Origin of the sequence: Actinomyces marseillensis (genome assembly GCF_900155605.1) — a bacterium.
GTDB classification, from domain to species: Bacteria; Actinomycetota; Actinomycetes; order Actinomycetales; family Actinomycetaceae; genus Pauljensenia; species Pauljensenia marseillensis.
Genome location: NZ_LT707420.1, coordinates 1,937,357 through 1,959,444 on the forward strand (window position 1 = coordinate 1,937,357; position 22,088 = coordinate 1,959,444).

A 22,088-nucleotide genomic window follows, 5' to 3' on the forward strand; every position below is an offset into this window, starting at 1 on the left:
AAACTCGGGGCTAGTGGTCGCTGGGCTTACCCGAAACCAAGAGGATCTCTTCATTATCGAGGCGGGCGAGGGCGCCCTCGAGGGCCGCGGAAGAGAAGATCCCTTCGTCGCGAGCCTGAAGAAGAGCATCACGCTGGGCGTGAATGGCTTCAAGTGCCAGCTCGCGAATCTGATCGCGAGTGAAGGAGCGTTCAACTTCCTCTTCGCTCATTTCCACGGGAGTGGCCTCGTTTTCCCCGTCGATGTCTGGGAGAGGCTCGCTCACGGCCCCCGAAGAAGGAGAAGATTGCAGGTCGACAACATTGCCCAGGCGTGACAGGGTTCGCGAAACTCCAGCAGACAAGAGTGTCTGAGCATCAACTTCCTTGATTGCCTGGGCCAGAGCCGTATCCACGAGTGCGGAACTCATGACCTGTCGAAGTTCTTCGCGTTCTTCTTCACTGATATCGGCTGAGGCCATCTTGGGCTTGATCAAGCGGATTAGCCACGGCAGCGAAAGCCCTTGAATAACAAGCGCACCAGATGCGATGAAGAGAGCGATCGTCAGAAGGAAGGAACGCATGGGCGCTGCGGCGGAAATTGTTTGTGCCGCCGCAAGAGTGATGGCTCCGCGCATTCCGGACCAGATAATGACACTGGCTTCACGCGGCCCAAGCGGCTCTTTTTCAAAGTAATCGATGTCGGATCGGCGCACTGCGTGTTGCCGCTCGGCAATTTTGAGGCGGCGCCGCCAGCGGGCAATGGTTTTGATCCACTGTTCTTCACTGAGGTTTCGGCATGCCAGAACCTCGCTGTCCACGGTGCAGGCCTGCGCCATTCGCTGCTCGAAGGCTTCGAGGCGCCCAGCCTCGGCCTCGTAGCGCCTCTTACGGTGCTTGCTGCGGTGGTCGAGCCAAGTGAGCATGAGTGCGATGAAAAGTGCACGGATCAGCATAATGAGACTGCCCGCAATGACGGCAATCACGGCGGCTCGCGCCAATCCGCCGCCATCTCCATCGGCGTCTTCGACGATGCCAAAAGCTTGAAGTCCCATAGCCAAGAAGATCCCACTCTCAAGTATGAGAGTCATGGTTGACCAATTTTGCTGTGAAAAACGCCTATTTTGCGCGGAAATCATGCCTGCGCGACGGCCAGAAACAACAAGACCGGCAACGACCGCAGCAACCAATCCCGAGCCACCCACATGCTCGGCAGGGATCGAAGCAATGAAAGGCATTGCAAAGGAAAAGACCGTATCCGTCGACGGATCTTTGATGATCGAACGAATCCGAACCCCCACTTCACCGACGATTAAGCCGACCACAATGGCGATTCCAAGAGCAATGAGGACACGACCCGTGAGCAGTGCGGGATTGAGGGCACCGTTATCGGCGGCAAGCCCAGCGTTCATCGCCGCAGCAAGAAGCACCAGTGAAGTGGCGTCATTGAAAAGGCCTTCGCCTTCAAGCACTGTAATGATGCGGTGCGAGACGCCGCTGCGCTTGGCAATGGTGATGGCGACCGCGTCGGTGGGAGATAAAACAGCTCCCAGCGCCACGCCCCACGCCAGTGAAATCTGCGGAACCATCCAGTTGATGAGGAAACCAATGGCGAATGAGGAGATAAACACCAACGGAATAGCAAGCATTGCCACGGCTTGCATTTCTCGGCGGAAATCCATCGTTGGCATACGCACAGCCGCTGAAAACAGCAGCGGCGGAAGCACGATCTCTAAGATGATGTGCGGCGCAATTTCGATTGCACCAACCTGTGGGAGGAAACCGATTGCAAGTCCAACGCCGAGCAGGATCAGTGGTGATGCGACGCCAACTTTGGGGGCAATAAACTGCGAGGCCACAATAATGAGCATCCCCAACAGCGCGATCATCAACGGTTCCATACATATAGTTTACGGGGGACGCATGCATATGTCTGGGGCGTGCATATTCATCATCGCTATGCCAATCTGAACCTATGCGTATCGCGAGCATCCCGAAGGACTCCACGCTGGCTCTGTGTTCGTTTGCCAGCGAGTTGGGGATCATCACCTGCGCCGCTTCCAATGGGGCCCTGAGTGCACTATGGATGAGTGGGCAGCGCTTCTTTGGTTATCCTTTTGGGATTTCCGAGGCCGAGGCCTCCTCCCCCGCTCACCTTTCCTCTGCGGCTGCCTTGCACGCGTGGACCCCAAACGGGAGCACAGTGAGCGATCAGAACGCGTCCGTCTTGGAACAGGCCTATCAGTGGACGCAGGACTTTCTCGCGGGCATGAACCCCGATCATTCTGCGATTCCCTTGGCCACCTACGGAACGGACTTCCAACTGCGTGTGTGGAATGCACTTCTGGATATCCCCTACGGAGAGTGCGTCACCTACGCGGATCTCGCGCGAAAGGTCGGCTCACCGCGTGCGTACCAGGCGGTTGGGAGCGCGGTTGGGCACAACCCACTCTCGCTCATCGTCCCCTGTCACCGCGTGGCCTCGGCCTCGGGCCAGGTCCACTACGGAGGAGGACCGGCGCGCAAGCTTTACTTACTCTCACTGGAGTCGGGCGAAGGTATAATAAACAGCCATCATTGACGTACGTAAGAATCTACGTATAATTACACGTAAGATTTCACGTACTTTGGAGGGTGCCATGGTGCTCAAGCCTATCGAACCACAGCCCGGCAGCGACCGAGACCCGGCCAACTTCGTCGGCCGTCACGAGGTGAGTACCCGAGCGCGCCAACGCCTCCAAGTAGGAGCAAACCTCCTCCTCACAGACCCAAGGCGCATGGGCAAGACCTTCTGGATGCACGCATTCGCCGCACAAGAAAAGCGCTTCCACTGCTACTTCATCGACTACGAAGGCGTATTCACGGTCAACGACTTCCTGATCCGCACCGCCGATGCACTCATTCAGGGCGGAAAGCTTCCCTCACGGGCATTCCAAAAACTTAAAACCATCTTCGATAACTGCGATATCGAGATCTCAAGCCCCATCACCATTAAGAGCTATCACCGTCAAACATCTCCACACGTCCTACTCACCGACATTCTCAGCACCCTCGACGGGGAAGAAAACGACCTTATTCCACTGGTCATGATGGATGAAGTCCCCATGGCGGTGAATAACATTGCCGAGCGCGAAGGAGTAGGAGCTGCCGAAGAAATCCTCCAAACCCTGCGCGCACTTCGTCAAAAGACCACACGAGTCCGATGGATTGTCACCGGATCGATCGGCTTCCATCACGTCCTCAGTAAAGCCAACATGACCCAGGGAGTCTTGAACGATCTTGAATCATTACCACTGGGTCCACTCACCCATGACGAGGCCGACGAACTTGCACGCCGCCTGCTCCTAGGAGTTGGACATGAGCCCAGCGACGAGGTCTCACGCGCACTTGTCGACGTGAGCGGGGGGATCCCATTCCTCCTACATAAGCTCGTGGGAGCGCTCGCGCACGGCCGCTATGCCACATTTACGCCCAGCGATGTCCGTGTATGCTTCGAAGATTTCATTGACGACCCCGACGAATTCCGTTGGTTCGAGCACTATCTCACTCGCGTCGCACCGCATTACGGTGAGCGAGCACGCATCGCGGATCAGATTCTGCAAGAGACTCTGTCTGAGACGAATGAGTGGGTTCCCATCGATTCTTTGACTCCAGGTGAGGAGGTAGCCGACGTCATTGAAGATCTCATCAAGGATCACTATTTGGAGCGCCGAGGCCGCTCAGTTCGTTGGCGTTATCCCGCACTCCAATACATTTGGGCACGTAAGAAGGGAGTATGGGACCGCCGATGAGTACCGTTCCGCTTGCCTGCTTTACTCCTTCACTCATGCCTGAGGAGGTTCTCGAGCGCGTGTGTGTCGCACGTGAACCGGTTCTCAAGACCCTCGAGAAGCGCGTGAAAAAGCTTGGACACACACCGAGCCCCAACCACACTCTTCTCGTTGGCCCTCACGGAGTGGGCAAAACGCACGTCATTTCCTTGGCTTATCACCGCTGCACACGGCTCATTGCCAGCCAAAATGATCCTTCTGTCCGTATCGCTCGCCTTCCCGAGGCCCCATGGACGATCACGTCATATGGGCGCTTTCTTGCTGCGATTCTCGATCGGGTTTCCCCCGCCGCTACGAGAAACACGGATGAGTCAACCCTAGAAGCACAGCTTCGCGACTCCCTGCGAACCTACGGACCTATTGTGGTCTTCGCTGAAAACGTTGACCATATCTTTGTTGCTCTTGGAGAAGATGGACAGCAAAAACTGCGAAGCTTTCTTCAAACCGAGACGAGAATCCTCATCATTGGAAGCGCCGCTCGTCTCGATCGCAGTCTTTCTGAGTCCGCTTCACCTTTCTTCGGATTCTTCGACACGATTCGGCTTGCACCCTTCTCCCCTGAAGACGCGCGCGAAATGCTCACTTCTTTGGCGCGAGAATCAAACAATTCGGAACTAGCCGATCATCTTTCATCCACTGAAGCAATGGCTAGCATCCACGCAATCACACACCTCACGGGCGGCACGCCTCGAGTGTGGGCAGTGCTGGGAAATGCGCTGAACACCGCAGGTTTTACCGATCTGAAAACTTTACTTCTTACATGTCTTGACAGCTTCACACCCTATTACTACGAGCAACTGGCTCAGCTCTCTCCGTTACAGCGCCTCGTGATCGCTGAACTTGCCGCAGCCAACCGTCCGCTCCCAGTTAAAGATCTTGCTGAGCGTGTGGGTGCAGAACAGCGCTCTGTGGCTAAAGCGGTGAGCGACCTCAGCGAACGAGGGTGGACGAAACCCGTTTCTACTGTTTTCACGGATCTACTTGACCAGCGCCGTAGCTACTACGACTTCTCGGACCCTCTTGCCCGTTTTGTTCTTCAGCTCAAGGATTCAGACACGCTTTTATTACCTCGCATCGTGATTTTCCTTGAGACATGGTTTGGCACCGAAAGACTGACCGCCTCTTCCTCGTTTGAATTGCTTGGAGAGGTCGAAGATGCACTTGCATCGGCTGCACAGGGGGACGCGGAGCCGATGATGGCACTCCCCAGCACCGCGCGCGAGGCGATCGAAATCAAAGTGTGTGATGTGGAGGGGATTTCCTCGGCACGCCTGAATCTCCTTGCAAAAGCCGCGAAAGGGGCAGATCTTCTTCCCTCCAAAGACATCATCGAATGGGTCGCCCGCGCGGAACGTCTTGACCAGGAACTCCAATCCCCCCAAAGCCGGCTCACTCTGGTGCGTTGGCTAGCCGCCATAGGGAACTTTGACGAGGCCGAGGCCGCCTTGGGGACAATTACTTCCACACAGGAGGCTCAGGAAGGCGCGCGGGCACTGAGCGACGCTCACCAAGCCCGCGACTAGCACATCTAAAGCCAGCCCAAGACGAAACTACTTGTTCTCGGTAGAGTCCGGTAAGGCCTCGGCAATCTGCTGCGCAACCAAGTCCTCGTCGACGGGAAGCTGAGTGCGCGCATAGGCGGCGGCGTCATCTTGGGCATCGACAATTTCCTCAGCAGCCGAACTGGCATCACGGCGCAATTCGACACCGTCAACGACGGAAGCGCGCGCAAGCGTACGGGCCTCTAACCGGTCCTCGTCCGTGAACTCGAGATCATCAGCATGCTTTCGGACAAGAAGGCGAATAAGCTTGCGGCGCAGGTTTTCCTCGCGCAGGACTGCAGAACGCTCGCGCAGCCAGCCGACTGCCAAAATAATTAGCAGAACAACACCCAACCAACCGATGACCGGATACATAATCCCGATCAGCTTCTTGAATCCCATGAACGAAGCCGCGTAGCCCGCTGCTACTACTCCGATGAGCACCAGACGCATTCGTGAGGTCGACCCGCCAGAAAAACGACGAGCTGTCGAATAGAACAGGGAGAATGCGGTGTTGTAGATCAGCGCAAAAATCACAAGGGTATATCCGAAAGCGAATAGCGGATGAATCGAGCGTGCTATCTCAAGAGCCGGGACGTTTACATCCCAGATACGATCCACGTTCAGATACAGAGCAAGCGCATCCGCACCGAGGACAAGGGCGATCAGCAAGCCACCGATACGACCGGCACGACGCGCCTCACCAATGCGCAAGATTGAGCCACCGAGGACGAAGGCCATTGCAATACCACAGACAACACACAGCGCGAAATAGTTAATCGTCGCCAGCCACAGATTCGGCAGTGCGGGAGTGACATTACGCGCGGCAGCGTCAAGTTCAGCAATGCCCGCATGCGGAGTCACCAATGAATAGATGGTTAAAACGGTAATCGCAATCATAATGATGGGCGTGAACACCCCGATCACATTCATAATCCGGTCGAAGTCCAGGAAAGCCGTAAGAATGACAAGCAGGGCACACAGTAAGCTGCCCGCCCAGGTAGGCACTCCGAATTGCTGCTGGAGGTTCGCACCGGCTCCTGCCAGCATCACGAAGCCCGTAGTGAAGGCAGAGAAAATCAGCACCACATCAATGACGCGACGCAAAACGGGATGAGTGATGCGTTCGAAGACCTCGTCGTGATTGTCTGAGCGAAAGTACGAGCCAAGCTGCAGGGCAACGACGCCGAAAATCACGTTCAGCACACCCAAGGCTACGATTCCGATCAAACCCTTGGCGCCAAAAGCAAGGAAATATTGCAGGAGATCTTGGCCGCTGGCCAAACCTGCGCCGACTATCACTCCCACATATGCAAAAGCCACCGAGAGGTACTGTTTGGACACGCTTACTTCCCTTCGAGGAGCTGGATCGGCGGGCGGGGTGCGTTCACGTGGTTGATCGGGGCCTCGCAATCTGCGTAGCCCAAGCAGAAACCGGTGATCAGTTTGTAGTGCTGGGGAATCTCAAATTCCTGCTCGACCGGGCCGCGCCAAGCCGAGAGCACACCGATTGCACACGAGTCGATGCCGTGAGCTTTCGCTGAAAGAAAGAGTGTTTGCAGCATGAGACCGGCGTCCATTGCGCTCCACGGGAGCATGTTTTCGTGAACAAAAACGAAGCCCATGACGGGGGCGTTGAAAGCGGAGACGTTGCGGCGGTTCGCGTTGTCACGCCCCTCGTAGTCGCGGCGCTCAACGCCGTATGCTCCGTAGACCATTTTCGCGACCTCGACCTGAGGGGCTCGAAGCTCCTTCGGATAGGGCTTCCAGACGGGGAAATCGCCATCGGGAAGTTCGCGCTTGAGTGCAGTTTTGATCGTTGCAAAGCGTTTGTGGTGCTGGATATCCAGGGTCTGGTCGAAACGTCGCACATATTCTTTGCGCAGGCGATCGGCGCGCTCCCCTGTTGCCAATGCAACGCGGAAGGCACGAGTGTTGGACCAGCTGGGGGCTGTTGTCGCGTCCTTGAGGATCGCGTCCAAGATGTCCTGCGGAATCTGCTGATCCGTGTATGCGCGGATTGAGCGGCGCGAGGCCGCGAGCGCGGAGAAGTCAGGGGCAGTGAAATTGGTAGCGTCGGTTGTCACTGTTCAAGCGTAGCGTGCTTGTGTCAGTTGGAGCCTGTTTCGATGCGAGTTCGTTCCGTTTGCTGCCTGTCTCGATGGGAGCTCGTTCCACGCGACGCTCCCGCACCTTCCCTGCCCTCTTTGTCACACGAAGTCGTGAAAAGACATGCGTTATAAGCCATGACATTTACCGACTTCATGTGGGGGAAGCACAACAGGCATGGCACAGGGCCAAACTGCATGTGGAGGGAGTGGAAACGAGCCGGCAGTCAGATCAGCTGGGCAACCTCATCCCGCCTAACACACGAAGTCACGAAAAGACACACGCTATAACGCATGACATTTACCGACTTCATGTGGAGGGGGCGGTGCCGAGCGCAGCTTCATGTGGAGGGGGCGGTGCCGAGCACAGCTTCGTGCCGAGCGCAGCTTCATGTGGAGGGAGCGCTTAGGCCAGCGCGGCCTCGAAAGCCTTGATGTCCTCTTCGGGGGTTCCCCACGAAGTGCAGAAGCGCGCCAAGAGGCGACCATCAGGCAGTGTCTCCCAAATACCGTATTGCACCTTGCGCGAGAGACGCTCGTGTCCGGCCTGATCCAAAGCAACAAAGGTCAGATTCGTCGGCGAGTCCATCGTGACGACATATCCAGCGCGGATCAGAGCCTCGCGGATTCGCTTAGTGGCGGCAACGCCGGGAGCACCCAAAGTCAGGTAGAGGTCATCCTCAAACAAGGCCTCGAACTGGACGCCCAAGAGACGCCCCTTCGCAAGCAGCGCACCGTGCTGCTTCATCTGCGTAACGAATTGGCGAATCGACCCACCGTCGGGGATGACAACAGCCTCACCGAAAAGGGTGCCGCACTTGGTGCCGCCGATGTAGAACACGTCCGACAGACGCGCGATATCCGCGAGCGAGACGTCATTTGCCGGAGAGGCCAGGGAATACGCCAAACGGGCGCCATCGACGAAAAGCTTCAAGCCGCGCTCGCGGCAAGCAGCTGAAATGTCCTCGAGCTCTTGAAGCGAGTACAGGGTCCCGTACTCAGTGGGCTGGGAGATGTAAACCAGCGCCGGGGCGATCATATGGTCGCGCGCACCGTCGCCTTCCCACGCGTCGCACACACGAATGACGTTTGCGGCCGTGATCTTGCCTTCTTTCGCGGGAATGTCGAGGATCTTGTGACCGCCGCGTTCAACGATTCCGGCCTCGTGCATGTTGATGTGTCCGGTGTGGGGCGCAATGACCCCCTGCCAGGGCAGGAGGATCGCATCAATGACAGTGGCGTTTGTTTGGGTTCCGCCGACGAGGAAGTGGACGTCCGCATTGGGCGCGTCGCAGGCCGTGCGGATCAGGTCGCGCGCACGCTCGCAGTGCTCGTCGGTACCGTAACCACTTGTTTGCTCCATGTTGGTGGCGACCAGGGCATCGATGACCTCTTGACGCGCGCCTTCTTGATAGTCACTGGAGAAATTCGGGATTACAGCTGGATTAGTCATTGCACAATTATTGCACGCTTTTTACTTTAGGAATAACGCGCCGAGCACGCACCACATCTATCATGGTGAAAAGGTAATGACGCCGCCAGACCGCTAAAGGACACTACTCATGCCACATGACAACAGTCCGCATCCCGCTTCGATCAACCGAGATTCCAAAGACTACTGGAACAAACGCGCGGCGACTTTTACCCGTTACGCGACCGAGGACTACGAACTCTGGCTCATGGACTTACTCTCCCCCGCGATGGGCGAGACGATCTTGGACATGGGCTGCGCGACGGGCACGCTTGCGCTTCCCCTTGCGAGGGCCGGCCACCACGTCCACGCCTGCGACTTTGCCGAGGCCATGCTGGCTATCCTCGATCAGCGCGCCGCCGCCGAGAATCTTCCTATTACTTCACATCTGCTTGCCTGGGATGAGGACTGGAGTCGGGCCGGTTTGGGAGAGAACAGCGTCGACTGTGCTTTCGCCTCACGCTCCCTGATGAGCGATCACACTCTCAGCCGCATCTCAAAGCTTGACGCCACAGCGAGAGTCAAAGCCGCAGTAGTCGTCCCGAATAGCCTTCCGCCATCGTCGGATCCCAGGCTCTTGACCTACTTGGGTCGCAAAGCGAAGCGCCCCAGTACCGTCCCCGAGGTCTTGCGCGCGCTGCGTTACCTCGGTCGCATTCCTGTCACTGCAACGACGAACACCTATCGGCCGATGCGCTTCAATTCCTTTGACGAGGCCAGGGCTGACCTGCGTCGTTTGGCACGCCCTGAGCCTTTCACTGCGCGTGAGCAACGTTTGTTCGATGCCTATGCACGCGATCATTTCATTGAGGTTCCAGCGGTGCAGCCTGCGAACGGTCTTTCTAACGATCACAGCGATTCGCCTCAGACACAGTGGGTTTTGAATTACCCGCTCCCCGTGGTCTGGACCTTCATTGGCTGGCGCACTGACGGAAGCGAGTGGGAGTAACAAGCGGGAATACAGATTTCCCCGAAGACGTGCCTACCTTCGGGGATACAAAACTCTCGGAAACTTACCTCATGATCTGAGCGACGAGCTCTTGCAGATCTGGAATGACGGTCTGGTCAAACCAGGGGTTCTTCTTCATCCAAATTTGGTTACGAGGCGATGGGTGCACGAGCGGGAAAAACTCGGGTAGGTAGTCGCGGTAGTCCTTGACGACCTGTGTGAGAGAGGCCGAAGATTTGAGCTGCAGATAGCGCTTTGTCGCGTAGGAGCCCACCAGAATAGTGAGCTTCAGGTCGGGCATGAGCTCGAGCAGGCGCGGGTGCCACTTATCCGCGAAGTCTTTGCGCGGGGGAAGGTCACCGCTCTTTCCGGTGCCCGGGAAGTAGAAGTCCATGGGGACAATGGCTAGTTTCCCAGAGTTGTAGAAGGTATCGCGATCGATTCCCATCCAATCGCGCAGGCGGTCACCGCTGCGGTCGTTCCAGACAATTCCGCTTTCTTCAGCGACTCGGCCGGGAGCTTGACCGACGATCATGATCCGGCACTCGGGTCCTGCGAAGAACAACGGATCGATCCCACGCTTTGTGAACGAGGCATTTTCCGGATCCTTCCGGATTTCCTCTGCGATTGCTTTAAACCTCGGATCAGTAATCTCTGGAGTCATATTTCCACTCTAGACCCGTTCCCATTCGACCGCAGCGGCCTCAACAGCGCTTGGTTCATTCAGTCAACGGCCGCTTCCACGTGCCAATAATGTCGGTGTTCGTAATGCCGATCGCGCTCATCAGGGCCAATGCGGTGACCGGACCAACGAAGACGAAGCCTCGGCGTTTGAGCTCGAGCGAAAGGGCGCGGGATTCTTCGGTCTGCGCGGGCACTTCCTGTGCACACCTCGGCCGAGGTTGGTGGCTGGGTTGGTAGAGCCAGACAAGTTCACCGAGGTGGCGTGGGTAGGATTGCCGAGGCCGTAGCAGGTGCGTAAGCGGCGCACCCCCCATCCGCCCGGCGCGGTGTGCGTCCGCTTCGGCAGCTAGAGTACCGCGAAGCGCGATGACTGCCCGCGCGTTGGTGATAGCCGCGTCGATCTTCCGCTTATTCCGTACGATGCCCGCGTCCTGCATTAAACACTCACGGTCTTGATCGGTAAACGCGGCGACGGCCTCGGGAATGAAAGATGCGAAGGCAGTGCGGAAGGCTTGTCGTTTCTTGAGGATCGTCGACCACGAGAGGCCAGATTGAAAGCTCTCAAGGACGAGGCGTTCGAAGACGCCCTGCTCGGAGGTGACCGGACTTCCCCACTCGGTGTCGTAGTAGTCGCGTAAGAGCGGGTCAGTCGCAGCCCAGGTCGGGCGGACAAGGCCGTCCTCGCAGGCGACGAGGCCTTCGGGAAGAGTCACAGGGTTTCCTCTCACGGGGATTTTTGTTTGTTTCGCGTTTGAGAGGTGCACACATCAGTGGCACGAAGCGCACGCCCCTTGATGCATAGAATATTGAATACCCAGCGACTTTTGGAGGACTCATGGACATTCGCGATCGCTACCGCGGCGCGCTCATTGGCGAGGCAGCCGGAGACGCCTTGGGCTATACCGTTGAGTTCCTCCGCGAACCCCAGATTTTCCAGCGCTTTGGCCCGGCTGGAATTACCGATTATGTCCTTGATGAGCAGGGCGTTGCGCGTTTTTCTGATGACACCCAGATGACTCTCTACACCGCGGAAGGTTTGCTTCTTGCGCATACTCGCGGGGCCTTGCGCGGGATTATGGGGGAAATCCGCTACTACATGTCCTTCATGTATCAGGATTGGTACCGGACACAAACCGTGGAATTTAGCGAACGTAGACCCTGCGCTTGGGTCAGTGGATTTCCCGAGCTTTTTGCGCGCCGAGCCCCTGGCACGACCTGCATGACGGCATGCGCCGCGGGAGCTAACGGAACTCTCGAGTCCCCGATCAACGACTCGAAGGGCTGTGGCGGGATCATGCGCGTTGCGCCGGTCGGCCTCTTTTACTCAAAGAGTTTCTCGAACATGACTCGCCACATGACCTACGCCGATATCCAGCTCCAGGGCGCGGAAATTGCCGCCCTCACTCACGGGCACAAGCTGGGTTGGCTTCCCGCGGGAGCCTTCGCGCAGATCGTGTCGATGATCGTCCACGAAGATTCTCCCCTTGCCGAGGCCATCGCCGCCGCGAGTTCTACCCTTCCCGAAGCTTTCCCCGAGGCACGGATGATTGGGGTTTTGCAGGAAATCATGGAGCGCGCGGTTTCACTGGCTTCTTCTGGGCTCAGCGACTTGGACGCGATTCATGAGCTTGGCGAAGGCTGGGTTGCAGAAGAGACCCTGGCGATCGGGTTGCTGTGCGCGCTGCGCCATCAAGGTGACTTCGCGGGGGCCATTGCGGCGGCCTCGAATCACAACGGCGACAGCGATTCTACGGCCGCGCTCGCAGGCACAATCATTGGTGCACAGATTGGTTACGAGGCAATTCCGCGTCGCTTTGTTGAGCCTCTTGAACTGCACGAGGCCATTGTTGAGATTGCCGATGACCTATCGACAGGCTGCGGCCACCTCAGCGAGTATAGGCCCGTCGATCCTGCATGGGCACACAAGTACATCCACCACGACTACGTTCAGTGGAGGCGTGAGCAGAGCGCTCAATAGAAAGAACCGACCCCAGAGCCGCCCTTAAATCACATGGGCGGCTTTCGTTTGCCGAAAATGAAAGGACGAGTAATGCATGAGACTTACGAAATATGAGAAAGAGACGGTTATCCTGACTGGCGAGGACGATGATACCTATAGTGTTTACACCTCTAATGCCGCGCTCAAGAGGCGTCTGGCAGACTTCGCGAAGAAGTATCCTGTAGTCTGCCGTCTGGAATTCGAAGACAAGAAAACTGGATATCAGAGTTATGTTATTGCCAAAGCAAGGTTGTCTATACGTCTGACTGCACCTTACAGTGCAAAGCATCACAGAAAGGCCAGTGAAAGAGCTAAAGAAGCTCGGATCAAAGTCAAAGAATCTGATTGAAAAATAGGACGTTCTGCGCTATCGTGGGTCTGTTTAAAGTTTCGCAAAGGAAAGGGTTTATATACCCATGGAAACAACTACCGACTTACTGACTGTTCAGGATGTCGCCGCAAAACTTAAAGTGACGCCTCAGTATGTAAGAAAACTGATAAAAGAGGAAAAACTTGTTGCTGATCGAATCGGAAACCAATGGCTTATCCGCCCCGAAGCAGTTGAAGAATATGTTACTGCCTATGATCTATTTATTGAACCGGATGATCACGAGAGACTGACTAATGATGTGCCAGACATTGTGGCACTCAGCTTTTTTTCTGGAGCAATGGGACTTGATATTGGAATGGAAAACGGCGGTATTGAGGCTTTACTTGCATGTGAATTTAACAAGTATTGTCGTATAACCATCGCAAAAAATAGGCCTAACATGGCCTTAATAGGCGATATAAATAATTATTCCGCTGAAGAAATTTTGAAACTGGCAAAAGTACCTGAAGGCAGAAAGGTTGATGTAATTTTTGGAGGTCCGCCCTGTCAGGCATTCAGTACAGCAGGTGCAAGACGAGCCTTTAATGATGACAGAGGGAATGTCTTTTTACGATATATTAAAATCGTAGAAGATATCCGTCCTACCTACGTAGTTATTGAAAATGTCCGAGGGCTTCTTTCTACACCATATCCGTATGGCGAGATTGAAGAGCCAATCAAGGGTGGGGCATTGTGCGTTATCCTTGATCGTCTCAGAGCAGCTGGTTATACGATCTCTTTTGAGCTGTACAATACTGCGAATTTCGGCGTGCCTCAAATCAGGGAAAGGGTGGTAATAATCGGAAAGTTGGGGGACGAAAAGGTTCCTTATCTATCGCCTACTCACGACCAGGAGTCGAGGTTTGGGTTAAAACCTTGGGTTACCTTCTCTTCTGCAGTTGAAGATATCGAAGACAAGGAACACCATTATATAGAATTCCCTGAGTATAGACTTAGGTTTTATCGGATGCTAAAAGCCGGTCAGAATTGGAAGGATTTGCCTAAAGAGTTGCAAAGAGAGGCAATGGGCAGATCTTTGGACTTAGGGGGAGGAAAGACCGGATTTTATAGGAGAATCAGTTTGGATCGACCTTCACCTACACTGGTTACAAATCCTACAATGCCGGCCACAGACCTTTGCCATCCGACTGAGGATAGACCATTAAGCGTCGAAGAGTATAGTCGAATTCAAGGCTTTCCGGATGACTGGGAAATTTGCGGACCAATCCTTGAGCAGTATAAACAGATCGGTAACGCTGTTCCATTGAAACTAGGAGAAGCTATTGCCAAAACTGTCATTGCTGATATGAATGGACAAGTATTACCGCACTACGAGGGATACTTGTATTCAAGGTACAAAAACACAAGTGATATAACATGGCAGGAGGCTATGATTTCGTCTTTAACGAAGGCAAAAAGCCGCGCGCTCGAAGAATGAATACGAGCAGCTCTCCTTTGATTTTAACTAACTTCTGAAGTGTAGTACTAGATACCAAGCTTTCCTGTAGTAGGAATTGGTGTGATTGGAACAATGTCTGTTAGTACCCAAGCATAACGACCGGAAGTGAAGTCACCACAGCGATAACAGTTAGGATCTGCTTCTTTTAATGTAATGGCATCGTGTTCATCAATCAGAATACAATCAGAGAGATGACACTTTGCCAGTATTTCCCCATAATGCAACCTGCCAGACAATAGCTTTGCGGCTTCGATTGCATCAAGATCCCTTTTCAGGATTCTAGCTTTTCCTGCATGGATATATAGTTCGCCGTACTGATAGTAAAGGCCAACTTCTGGTTTCGATGGTTTTAATACCTTCCCCAATCAGGCTAGCCCAAGGCTCTTGAAGTGCGACTATTCCCATTAGTCTATACCGTTTTGATATGCTGACATACGTTTGGCTCTGGATTTATCGATAGCTTCTTTGGTCTTCAGACCTACTTCGTCGACAATATCAAGGAGCTCCTCGTAACAACCATCCCCACCGATTGTATCCCACATTTCCTTTCCAATAAGAACGACCTTATCATGGTGGAAATCAAATATCCTCCTTGGCGGATTAAAAGCATAAGATGATTTATCCTCACCATATGGATTATAGGGAAGGCCAAAGTACACTTTGCAGGTGGGCATAGCAACAGAGAGTCTAAGGCAATCTTCTTTTGCAACGGTGGTCTGATCAATGTTGGGTTTAACAGTTTTAAGACTTATAAAATGGTCTATGCCACCTTTCTTCCACCACATATCTGATATGATTCTTATTTCGGTCTTTCTACCAGAAAGTATTGCACTTTTAACTTCGCGAAGAGATGATTCCCAATCATATCGATAGTTACGACTCTTTGAACGAAGATGCTGTATGTGATTACGAATTGCTTCTTCATAAGCGGTATCAATCGAAATGATAGTTTCCTTCTGGCGACAAGCGTCCTGCGCCCCATTTGATAAGGCAACCAGTTTTGCCACTTCTTCTATAACCCTCTGTCCAAAGGAAGTACTAAAGGAACGTTCAAATCCGCTCCAATAAATCGCCTCTTCTGAAAGCAATGCGGAATGAAAAGGGTGATAGGTTAATTCACTTGCATTGATTCTTGAGATTGTTCCAGTAACACAGTTCTCAAACTCTGCAGCAATAAGTTTACGATAATGATCATTCATTGTTAAAACCCTCCAGCATTCATCAGGGCATAACACCATATAACCTGTATAATGATACCACGATCGACGATGATTTTCCATCAGTGAGTACGATTAATGAGCAAACCAAAGGTTCTCAGCCGTGAAATAGTTGGGGGCTTTTGTTTGCCCATCAGACAGGATCGGCCGTGAGGCGATTCTGTGAAGACCGAATATGACGAAAGCCAAGGCCGCCGCCCTGGCTGAGTCAGATGAGGAAGCCGTTGAGACTTCACTCCCTGCCGATACCGATCCCCTCCCGGCTCTGCCTGAGGCAGATGCAGACCGGAGTTCTTCTCTCGAAAGCTAGCCCCGGCCTCGGCAATCAGTTCTTCGTCTCGGCGACGGTAACGCTCACCTCATAGTCTTTGGCCTCGTCACCCAAGACTGCCTTGACGTGGCCGGTGATGATCTCGTCCAGACGCTTTTGTGCTTTCTCAAGCAGGCCGCGCTTCACGGCGTCCTCGGATGCGCGCTTTTCTTCATTCGCAAGGAAACCGGTGACTTCATTGACTTCGAGGCGGTTCGCCAAGCTAAAGGTCTGGTCGTAGGTCTTGACTGACGAGGGATCGATTTTGGTCGAGATCACCTGGGCTGCCGGAACAGTGACCTTAATGGTTTTCTTACTTTCGTCCCGTTCAACTGTGATCGCGCTGATATCGGTGATGCCGGCTTTCACTTCACCCGAGTAAGTGATGAGGAATGACGCTCCTGTTCCGGGAACCTCCAGGCCAAAAATCTGCGTTCCTTGCTCAGAGTATTTGCCGACCTCAGTGAAGATATAGGACTCAGTCGCAAGCTCCGCGATATCAGAGAAAGAGTTGGTGATGGTCGTGGTGTCGGTCGTGACCTTCTTGGAGTTGAATCCCAAGAATCCCAGGTAGGGGGCCATTTTCATTCCGCCGAGGAAGACCAGGGCAATAACTACAAGAGCACCCAGCGCTCGAACTAAACCGCGAAGTTTCGCCATGACACAACCACCATTGCTTGTTGATACAGGATTGAATACTGTGCGATTTTACAGAGTTCCCCAAGGGCAAATCAAGGAAGTAGCAAGAATTATCATCACACCTCGAACCGCGAAACGGCGCCTGAAGTGCGGGGATTTACTTAATAAATACGCTCACACCTCAACGGCGGTGCTCGTGGCGATTGCTGCGAGCATTCCGTTGTCAGCTCCGCTAGCAGCTTAGGCGCATTCGCACCGCCACACCCACGGACCTAAAATCGACCATATGAGGTCAACGCACACGAACTACACGGAACTTTACCGATGAGTACTCCGACCTCACCCGTGCCCGAAACCGCGGAAGTGCCGGTGCGCCAGCCGCGGCCTCGTGACCGCAAGGGGACGATCGCGCTTGCCGTGGGCACGCTAGTGGCAGCAACTGGCTTAGTCAGCACAGCAGGATACGAGGTCTATCACGCCTCCACCCCCTCCCCCGCAGTTACTCACCACGAGAAGGCGGACGGAACAACTGTAATCATTCCTGCGGCCTCGGAGGATCCGATTCCCTTGCACGGGCGGATCGACACCGTGGATTATCAACAGGAATATCAGGGAGTGGTCTATAAGAAGCAGGCTCTGGTCTACCTTCCGGCAACATACGTACAGGGGACACCGGCCAATATCGCGTACCTAACTCACGGGTGGATGAGCAGCGCGGAGGAGATGGCGGACGAGGTCTCGCCGGCGATTGATGACCTGGAGCGCAGCGGCAGCGTCTCCCCAACAATCGTCGTTTTTGCGACGTATTACCCTGATCGCTCCTTCGTGAATGATGATTTTGAAACGGATTATCAGCTCAACCGCTTCTTTGCGACCAGCGAGATCAACACTCTTATTGACACAGTCGAATCGCGCTACTCAACCTACGCGGGCAGGGACACCACAGATGAGTCCTTAAAAGCTAGCCGCACGCACCGCGCGTTCGGCGGTTTTTCCATGGGCGGGATTACGACCTGGGATGTTTTCGCCCTGAACCCGGACTATTTCTACGGTTACATACCGATGGCCGGGGAGTCCTGGATTGGCCGCGATCATAACGCACCGCTACCCCAGATCGCTGACGAAGTGACTTTGGGCGTGCGCAGCCGCGACATGGGGCCGCAGGATTTCCGCATCATCGCCAGCGTCGGTTCAGACGACCCAGCGCTCGACGACATGAATCCGCAGCTCGGCGAGTTTTACCTCGAGTATCCGTCGCTGATGACACCCCAGAGCCTGCAGGTGTGGATCGACGAGGACGGGACACACTCCCTGGCCTCGGTTTCGCGCCAACTCAGCCACGCTCTGCCGCTTCTTTTCCCCGGGAAATAGGGCCCTTCCGCGTATCCCCTTCATTGCTGACTACGTTTTGTTTTTCCCGCGCCAGTAGTACCTTTTCTTCCACTTTTTTGAACCACGTTGCACCCACAAGTTAACAGTGTTAACCTCGATCTCGACACAAAGTTAACACTGTTAACCGATGGGAGAATAACCGTGTCACAACCACACTTGCCCACCCTAGAAGCTGAGGGAATTTACAAGAGCTACGGCACCCACAAAGTCCTGCGCGGAGTCAACCTTCGCGTCGAGCCAGGACAGATACTTGGCCTGCTCGGACGAAATGGCGCTGGAAAATCCACGCTCATCACTATTTTGTGCGGACTGAAGCAAGCAGATGCCGGCAGCATCCGCATCTGCGGAAAAGATCCCACAACGCACAACATCGGCCAGCTACTCGGATATGCACCGCAGGATCTCGGCATTTATCCAGACCTGAGCGTTATCCAAAACCTCACCGCCTTCGGAGAGTTACACGGGCTTGGCCGCCGCGAAGCTGTCGTGCGCGCCGGCGAGGTCATGGAGTTGCTTGGCCTGAGTGAAAAGCAAGGTCAACGCGCCTCGCATCTCTCGGGTGGCCAGCAGCGCAGACTCCACGCGGGAATGGCGATCATGCACAGGCCTCGACTGATCTTCATGGACGAGCCCACGGTTGGGGCGGATGTTGAAGCGCGCAGCCAGATCCTGAGCGCGGTCCGCCACCTGGCCGAAGAAGGCGCGGCCGTCGTCTACACCTCGCACTACCTCGCGGAGTTCGAGGAGCTTGGCTCCGACATCGCGATCCTGAGCGAGGGGCGAATCGTCGCCCGCGGAAGCCTTGAGGAGATCATTTCCGCCCACGGCAGCGCCGAGGTCACGCTCACCTTCGACCGCGCCGTTCCCCCACTCGAGGGCTGGAGCGCCGACGGCAACGTACTCCGCCACAGCGGGGACGAGGCCGACCCGGGCGCACGTATCGGCGAAGTTTTGGCCTCGCCAGCCTTAGCGGGAGCACGCCTTGTCGACGTGAAGATCGACCAACCGAGCCTGCACAACGCATACCTGCACATCATCGAGGAGAGTGACCATGTCGCAGCTTAAGCAACTGTGGGCAATGACCCGCTTGAATATCCGCCTCCAACTCACCGACCCGGCACCGACGCTCATCCTGACGGTGATCCCGCTTGTCTTGATTCCTTTCATGATGCCAGCGTTCAAGTCAATGCTCCTGGCCGATGGATACACGGGAGCCACCGGCGCTGAACAGGCGGTTCCCTCGATGGCGATTTTGTTTTCTTTCCTCGCCGTCCAGAACATCATTGGCTCTTTCTTCAACGAGCATTCCTGGGGAACATGGGAGCGCCTCGAGGCCTCTCCGACCTCGCGCGCGTCTATCCTGAGCGGTAAGGCTCTGGTTGCATACATCATGCAGAGCGTTCAGATTACGGTCGTTCTCGTGCTCGGCGCTGCGATTTTCGGATATCGCCCGAAAGGCTCTCTTGTTGCGCTGATGGTAGTTCTGCTGTGTTTTTCGGCGGTCTTATCGGCCCTAGGCGTCGCGATCGCCTTGTGGTCACATAGTCGCGATGCCGCTCTGTCCATGTCGAACATCGTGGGTATGCTGGCCGCCGGAGTCGGCGGAGCATTCTGCACCGTTTCTTCCTTCCCTGACTGGGCTCAGCATGCCGCACGCCTCTCCCCCGCCTACTGGGCGAACACCGCAATCAACAAGGTCAGCTTGGACGGCCTTGGATTCGCTGATATCGCTCCACAAATCGGTGCATTGTTGGGATTCTTCGCCGCGTTCGCCGCGCTTGCACTGATAAAGTTTCGGTATCACAAGGAGTAATCCACCCGAGCGGAGAGCCCATGCCTTCATCAAAGCCACGCGCGCTGTCGCGAGACATTATCTTGTCTGCTGCGCTCGAATTGGTTGATGAGGAGGGGCTCTCCGCTCTATCTCTGCGATCTTTGGGAAAACGTTTAGGCGTGTCCCAGGCGGCGTTTTATCGCCATATTCCTGATAAGGCTGCTCTACTAGAGGGAATTTCTGAGCAGGTTTGGCGCCTCACTTTCAACTCATTTTTAGCTCGCGTTGAGGGCGGGAAAGTGGACGTGCCGGGGCGCTCTGAGTCCACGGCTTCGTCCGAGGCAACGCATGCCGCGCCGGGAGCACCCCAGGCCGCCTCGGCCTCGCCGCTGCTTGCCTACATGCGCGAGTACGCGCACTGCCTGGCCGCCACGCTTCGCGCGCACCCGGGCACGGTCATGTTGCTGCTCACGCACCCGATGTCGACTCCCGAGCAGCTTTCTCAGCTGGCGCGCGTGTTTCTGGCACTAGCCCGGCGCGGTTTTACTCCGAATGCAGACATGCTCGGATTGGTCAATGCTGTATCGATCTACACGACGGCTTTCGTTGCCGCCGAGGTCGTTCCGCCCGTGGGAGGCGCCCCCGAACAGCCCGTCGATTTGCAGGCAGCGAGCGCGGCTCTCAACCCCGAGGATGCGCAGGTGCTGCGTCCACTCATCCAGGATCTCCTTGAGGATCGCTACGATTTCGTCACCCAGTTTGAGCGAGGGCTCGAGGCAATCCTGCGCGGGTGGAACTGAGAACGCCAGCGGGGGCGACTCCTGTCGCAGCGTCGCTTTAGACGGCCTGGCCGGGGGCTACTCACCCGGCGCTACTACGTGGGATTGACACTCTTAGGAGAGATCACTGCTATCTCGCATCACTGCTTTGGGTGGGATCGACACCGCTAGGTCGGATCGACACTATTAGGCGCGATTGGCACCACTTGGACGCATCGCATACCCCAAAAACCACTCATTCAAAGCTCCAACTGGTGTCAATGCCTCCAAACAGTGTCAATGAGTCTAGGGAATAGCGCAGTTCAAGTACGAAAGCTTCTGCTCAGGCCCACTAGGCTCCAGCATCGGCCACGGGGCAGATCCTACAAGTAGCGAGTCTCCTCGACTTCGCTAACAATCCGCTCAGTTCCGCCCAATGCCGACAGTTCATCGCGCAGCCTCGCAAGCCCATCGCTCAGGGAAGTTTCATCGACGAGGCGCCGCGCGGCCTCGGCAATGAGAGCGGGCTTGGGTGCGCGCACACTCAGGCCACAGCGCGTACGCTCGACGGCATCGGCGTTGAATTGGCGCTCGAAAACCCGACCGGGTACGACAACTTGTGGCACCTGGTAAGCCAGCGCGTCCATCATCGAGTTTTGCCCACCGTGATTGACCATGACGCGGGCGCGAGGGAGGAGCTCGGCAAAGTTTAAGCGAGGCGCGCGGTGCACTTTGTGGCCAGCTGCGGCGTAGACCGCTTCGGGCACACCTGCGACGTACACATCGCAGCCAAGCGCGCTCGAGATCTGCCGGCCAACTCGCACGGCAACTCCCGCGGGGACACTGCCTGAGCCGAGGTATACCACCGCGCAATCGCGATCGGTGCTGCAACTATCCACCGTCGGCACCTCGCCAAGAAAACCGCAGTAGATCGCCTGTTTCCCGGCATCTGGTTCCAGCGAGGGACAGCTGGGAATGAAGCGGCGTTTCATCCCCTCAAGGATGGTCAGCGACGAGGCCGGGGCGGGCATTCCCATCTCGCGCAGCAGGCGTCGAATTCCCGCTGATTTTTGCGGATTTGAGGCATAAGCGGCGGTCGTCGGCTGCGAGCCGCTGCCCACGCAGGGGATCCCCTCGGCGCGGGCGGCGATGACGGCGGCGAGATTGAATTCCGAGTAGACGACGTCGGGGCGCCATGTCCATATGAAATCACGCAGCTTCTCGACTACCGCGCGACTGTAGCGATAGTCCAAAGAGCCCGTTAACCACAGCACTTCTTCGAAACTATGGACGGGCTTGCGACCCATCAGCCCCAGGCGAGAAGCCAGCGGAAAGGCGTGGCGGGCAATCGCCTCAGGAAGGCCAAGGGGCGAAGGAACGGAAATTTCAAATGTCGGGGCTACCGGATCGACACAGTTGCCGTCATCTCCCCACGCGAGCGTGACCTCGTGACCGCGGCTAAGGAACGCACGTGCGACGCGCTGCGCACGCGACCAGGGTCCACCCATCTGCGAGCGGGCCAACATGGGGACGACAAGGATTTTCACGGTTTAAGGGTACGCCCGGAAGCATGGTCTTTTAGCCCCAGAGGGCTAGCCGCCCTCGTAGC

The 22,088-nt window shown here is 55.7% G+C and carries 22 protein-coding genes; 12 read left to right on the forward strand and 10 right to left on the reverse strand.

Annotated features, from left to right (window positions below):
• Positions 1-10: 10 nt before the first annotated feature.
• Positions 11-1,879 (reverse strand): cation:proton antiporter, encoded by a 1,869-nt coding sequence (locus BQ8011_RS08520; protein ID WP_072456333.1) that lies wholly within the window; start codon positions 1,877-1,879, stop codon positions 11-13.
• A 74-nt stretch (positions 1,880-1,953) separates the two neighbouring features.
• Between BQ8011_RS08520 and BQ8011_RS08525 the strand changes: the two genes are divergently transcribed.
• From BQ8011_RS08525 to BQ8011_RS08535, 3 genes are read left to right on the forward strand one after another with little or no spacing between them, the layout of a single operon-like run.
• Positions 1,954-2,559 (forward strand): methylated-DNA--[protein]-cysteine S-methyltransferase, encoded by a 606-nt coding sequence (locus BQ8011_RS08525; protein ID WP_072456335.1) that lies wholly within the window; start codon positions 1,954-1,956, stop codon positions 2,557-2,559.
• 58 nt (positions 2,560-2,617) lie between these two features.
• Positions 2,618-3,769 carry an ATP-binding protein gene (locus BQ8011_RS08530; protein WP_072456337.1) on the forward strand — a complete coding sequence of 384 codons (1,152 nt, stop codon included), beginning with the start codon at positions 2,618-2,620 and terminating at the stop codon, positions 3,767-3,769.
• Positions 3,766-5,331 (forward strand): Cdc6/Cdc18 family protein, encoded by a 1,566-nt coding sequence (locus BQ8011_RS08535; protein ID WP_157884995.1) that lies wholly within the window; start codon positions 3,766-3,768, stop codon positions 5,329-5,331. Before BQ8011_RS08530 ends, BQ8011_RS08535 begins: the two co-directional genes overlap by 4 nt.
• A gap of 27 nt (positions 5,332-5,358) precedes the next feature.
• Here the strand turns inward: BQ8011_RS08535 and BQ8011_RS08540 are convergent, their stop codons facing one another.
• The 3 genes from BQ8011_RS08540 to BQ8011_RS08550 all read right to left on the reverse strand — a co-directional run bounded on the left by BQ8011_RS08540 (position 5,359) and on the right by BQ8011_RS08550 (position 8,910).
• Entirely contained in the window at positions 5,359-6,693 is a 1,335-nt protein-coding gene (locus BQ8011_RS08540; RefSeq protein ID WP_072456341.1) for a YkvI family membrane protein, read from the reverse strand.
• A gap of 2 nt (positions 6,694-6,695) precedes the next feature.
• The gene (locus tag BQ8011_RS08545; protein ID WP_072456343.1) at positions 6,696-7,436 is read right to left on the reverse strand and encodes a nitroreductase; all 741 of its coding nucleotides are present in this window, start codon (positions 7,434-7,436) and stop codon (positions 6,696-6,698) included.
• Between the two features lie 427 nt (positions 7,437-7,863).
• Positions 7,864-8,910, reverse strand: a complete 1,047-nt coding sequence (locus tag BQ8011_RS08550) for a threonine aldolase family protein (protein ID WP_072456345.1) — start codon at positions 8,908-8,910, stop codon at positions 7,864-7,866.
• A gap of 109 nt (positions 8,911-9,019) precedes the next feature.
• Between BQ8011_RS08550 and BQ8011_RS08555 the strand changes: the two genes are divergently transcribed.
• Positions 9,020-9,877 (forward strand): class I SAM-dependent methyltransferase, encoded by an 858-nt coding sequence (locus BQ8011_RS08555; RefSeq protein WP_072456346.1) that lies wholly within the window; start codon positions 9,020-9,022, stop codon positions 9,875-9,877.
• A 64-nt stretch (positions 9,878-9,941) separates the two neighbouring features.
• Here BQ8011_RS08555 and BQ8011_RS08560 read toward each other — a convergent pair whose 3' ends face one another.
• Complete coding sequence (locus BQ8011_RS08560; protein WP_072456348.1) at positions 9,942-10,541, reverse strand: uracil-DNA glycosylase family protein; 600 nt, start codon at positions 10,539-10,541, stop codon at positions 9,942-9,944.
• 55 nt (positions 10,542-10,596) lie between these two features.
• Positions 10,597-11,274: a DNA-3-methyladenine glycosylase I gene (locus tag BQ8011_RS08565; protein WP_072456350.1), complete on the reverse strand. Its 678-nt coding sequence runs from the start codon at positions 11,272-11,274 to the stop codon at positions 10,597-10,599.
• Positions 11,275-11,396: 122 nt separating this feature from the next.
• On the opposite strand from BQ8011_RS08565, the gene BQ8011_RS08570 reads away from it, so the two are divergent.
• The 3 genes from BQ8011_RS08570 to BQ8011_RS08580 all read left to right on the forward strand — a co-directional run bounded on the left by BQ8011_RS08570 (position 11,397) and on the right by BQ8011_RS08580 (position 14,368).
• Positions 11,397-12,539: an ADP-ribosylglycohydrolase family protein gene (locus BQ8011_RS08570; protein ID WP_072456352.1), complete on the forward strand. Its 1,143-nt coding sequence runs from the start codon at positions 11,397-11,399 to the stop codon at positions 12,537-12,539.
• A 76-nt stretch (positions 12,540-12,615) separates the two neighbouring features.
• On the forward strand, positions 12,616-12,909 hold the full coding sequence (locus tag BQ8011_RS08575) for a hypothetical protein (RefSeq protein WP_072456354.1): 294 nt from the start codon (positions 12,616-12,618) through the stop codon (positions 12,907-12,909).
• Between the two features lie 67 nt (positions 12,910-12,976).
• A complete protein-coding gene (locus BQ8011_RS08580) occupies positions 12,977-14,368 on the forward strand; it encodes a DNA cytosine methyltransferase (protein ID WP_072456356.1) in 1,392 nt (463 codons plus the stop codon).
• Positions 14,369-14,415: 47 nt separating this feature from the next.
• Here the strand turns inward: BQ8011_RS08580 and BQ8011_RS09075 are convergent, their stop codons facing one another.
• Both BQ8011_RS09075 and BQ8011_RS08590 read right to left on the reverse strand, forming a co-directional pair.
• Positions 14,416-14,754, reverse strand: a complete 339-nt coding sequence (locus BQ8011_RS09075) for an ASCH domain-containing protein (RefSeq protein WP_197678553.1) — start codon at positions 14,752-14,754, stop codon at positions 14,416-14,418.
• Between the two features lie 39 nt (positions 14,755-14,793).
• Entirely contained in the window at positions 14,794-15,588 is a 795-nt protein-coding gene (locus tag BQ8011_RS08590) for a TdeIII family type II restriction endonuclease (protein ID WP_072456358.1), read from the reverse strand.
• Positions 15,589-15,781: 193 nt separating this feature from the next.
• Between BQ8011_RS08590 and BQ8011_RS09250 the strand changes: the two genes are divergently transcribed.
• Positions 15,782-15,916: a hypothetical protein gene (locus BQ8011_RS09250; protein WP_268753897.1), complete on the forward strand. Its 135-nt coding sequence runs from the start codon at positions 15,782-15,784 to the stop codon at positions 15,914-15,916.
• 15 nt (positions 15,917-15,931) lie between these two features.
• Here the strand turns inward: BQ8011_RS09250 and BQ8011_RS08595 are convergent, their stop codons facing one another.
• Positions 15,932-16,576: a DUF4230 domain-containing protein gene (locus tag BQ8011_RS08595; protein ID WP_072456360.1), complete on the reverse strand. Its 645-nt coding sequence runs from the start codon at positions 16,574-16,576 to the stop codon at positions 15,932-15,934.
• Positions 16,577-16,879: 303 nt separating this feature from the next.
• Here BQ8011_RS08595 and BQ8011_RS08600 point away from each other — a divergent pair, with 303 nt between their 5' ends.
• The 4 genes from BQ8011_RS08600 (at position 16,880) to BQ8011_RS08615 (ending at position 20,521) form a co-directional block, all read left to right on the forward strand.
• Positions 16,880-17,926 (forward strand): alpha/beta hydrolase, encoded by a 1,047-nt coding sequence (locus tag BQ8011_RS08600; protein ID WP_072456362.1) that lies wholly within the window; start codon positions 16,880-16,882, stop codon positions 17,924-17,926.
• A gap of 162 nt (positions 17,927-18,088) precedes the next feature.
• Positions 18,089-19,012, forward strand: a complete 924-nt coding sequence (locus tag BQ8011_RS08605) for an ABC transporter ATP-binding protein (RefSeq protein ID WP_072456364.1) — start codon at positions 18,089-18,091, stop codon at positions 19,010-19,012.
• Complete coding sequence (locus BQ8011_RS08610) at positions 18,999-19,760, forward strand: ABC transporter permease (protein WP_072456366.1); 762 nt, start codon at positions 18,999-19,001, stop codon at positions 19,758-19,760. The genes BQ8011_RS08605 and BQ8011_RS08610 overlap by 14 nt, the downstream gene beginning before the upstream one ends.
• A 20-nt stretch (positions 19,761-19,780) precedes the next feature.
• Positions 19,781-20,521, forward strand: a complete 741-nt coding sequence (locus BQ8011_RS08615) for a TetR/AcrR family transcriptional regulator (protein WP_072456368.1) — start codon at positions 19,781-19,783, stop codon at positions 20,519-20,521.
• A 341-nt stretch (positions 20,522-20,862) separates the two neighbouring features.
• Here BQ8011_RS08615 and BQ8011_RS08620 read toward each other — a convergent pair whose 3' ends face one another.
• Positions 20,863-22,005, reverse strand: coding sequence for a nucleotide disphospho-sugar-binding domain-containing protein (locus BQ8011_RS08620; RefSeq protein WP_072456370.1), 1,143 nt, complete (start codon positions 22,003-22,005; stop codon positions 20,863-20,865).
• Positions 22,006-22,088: the final 83 nt, after the last annotated feature.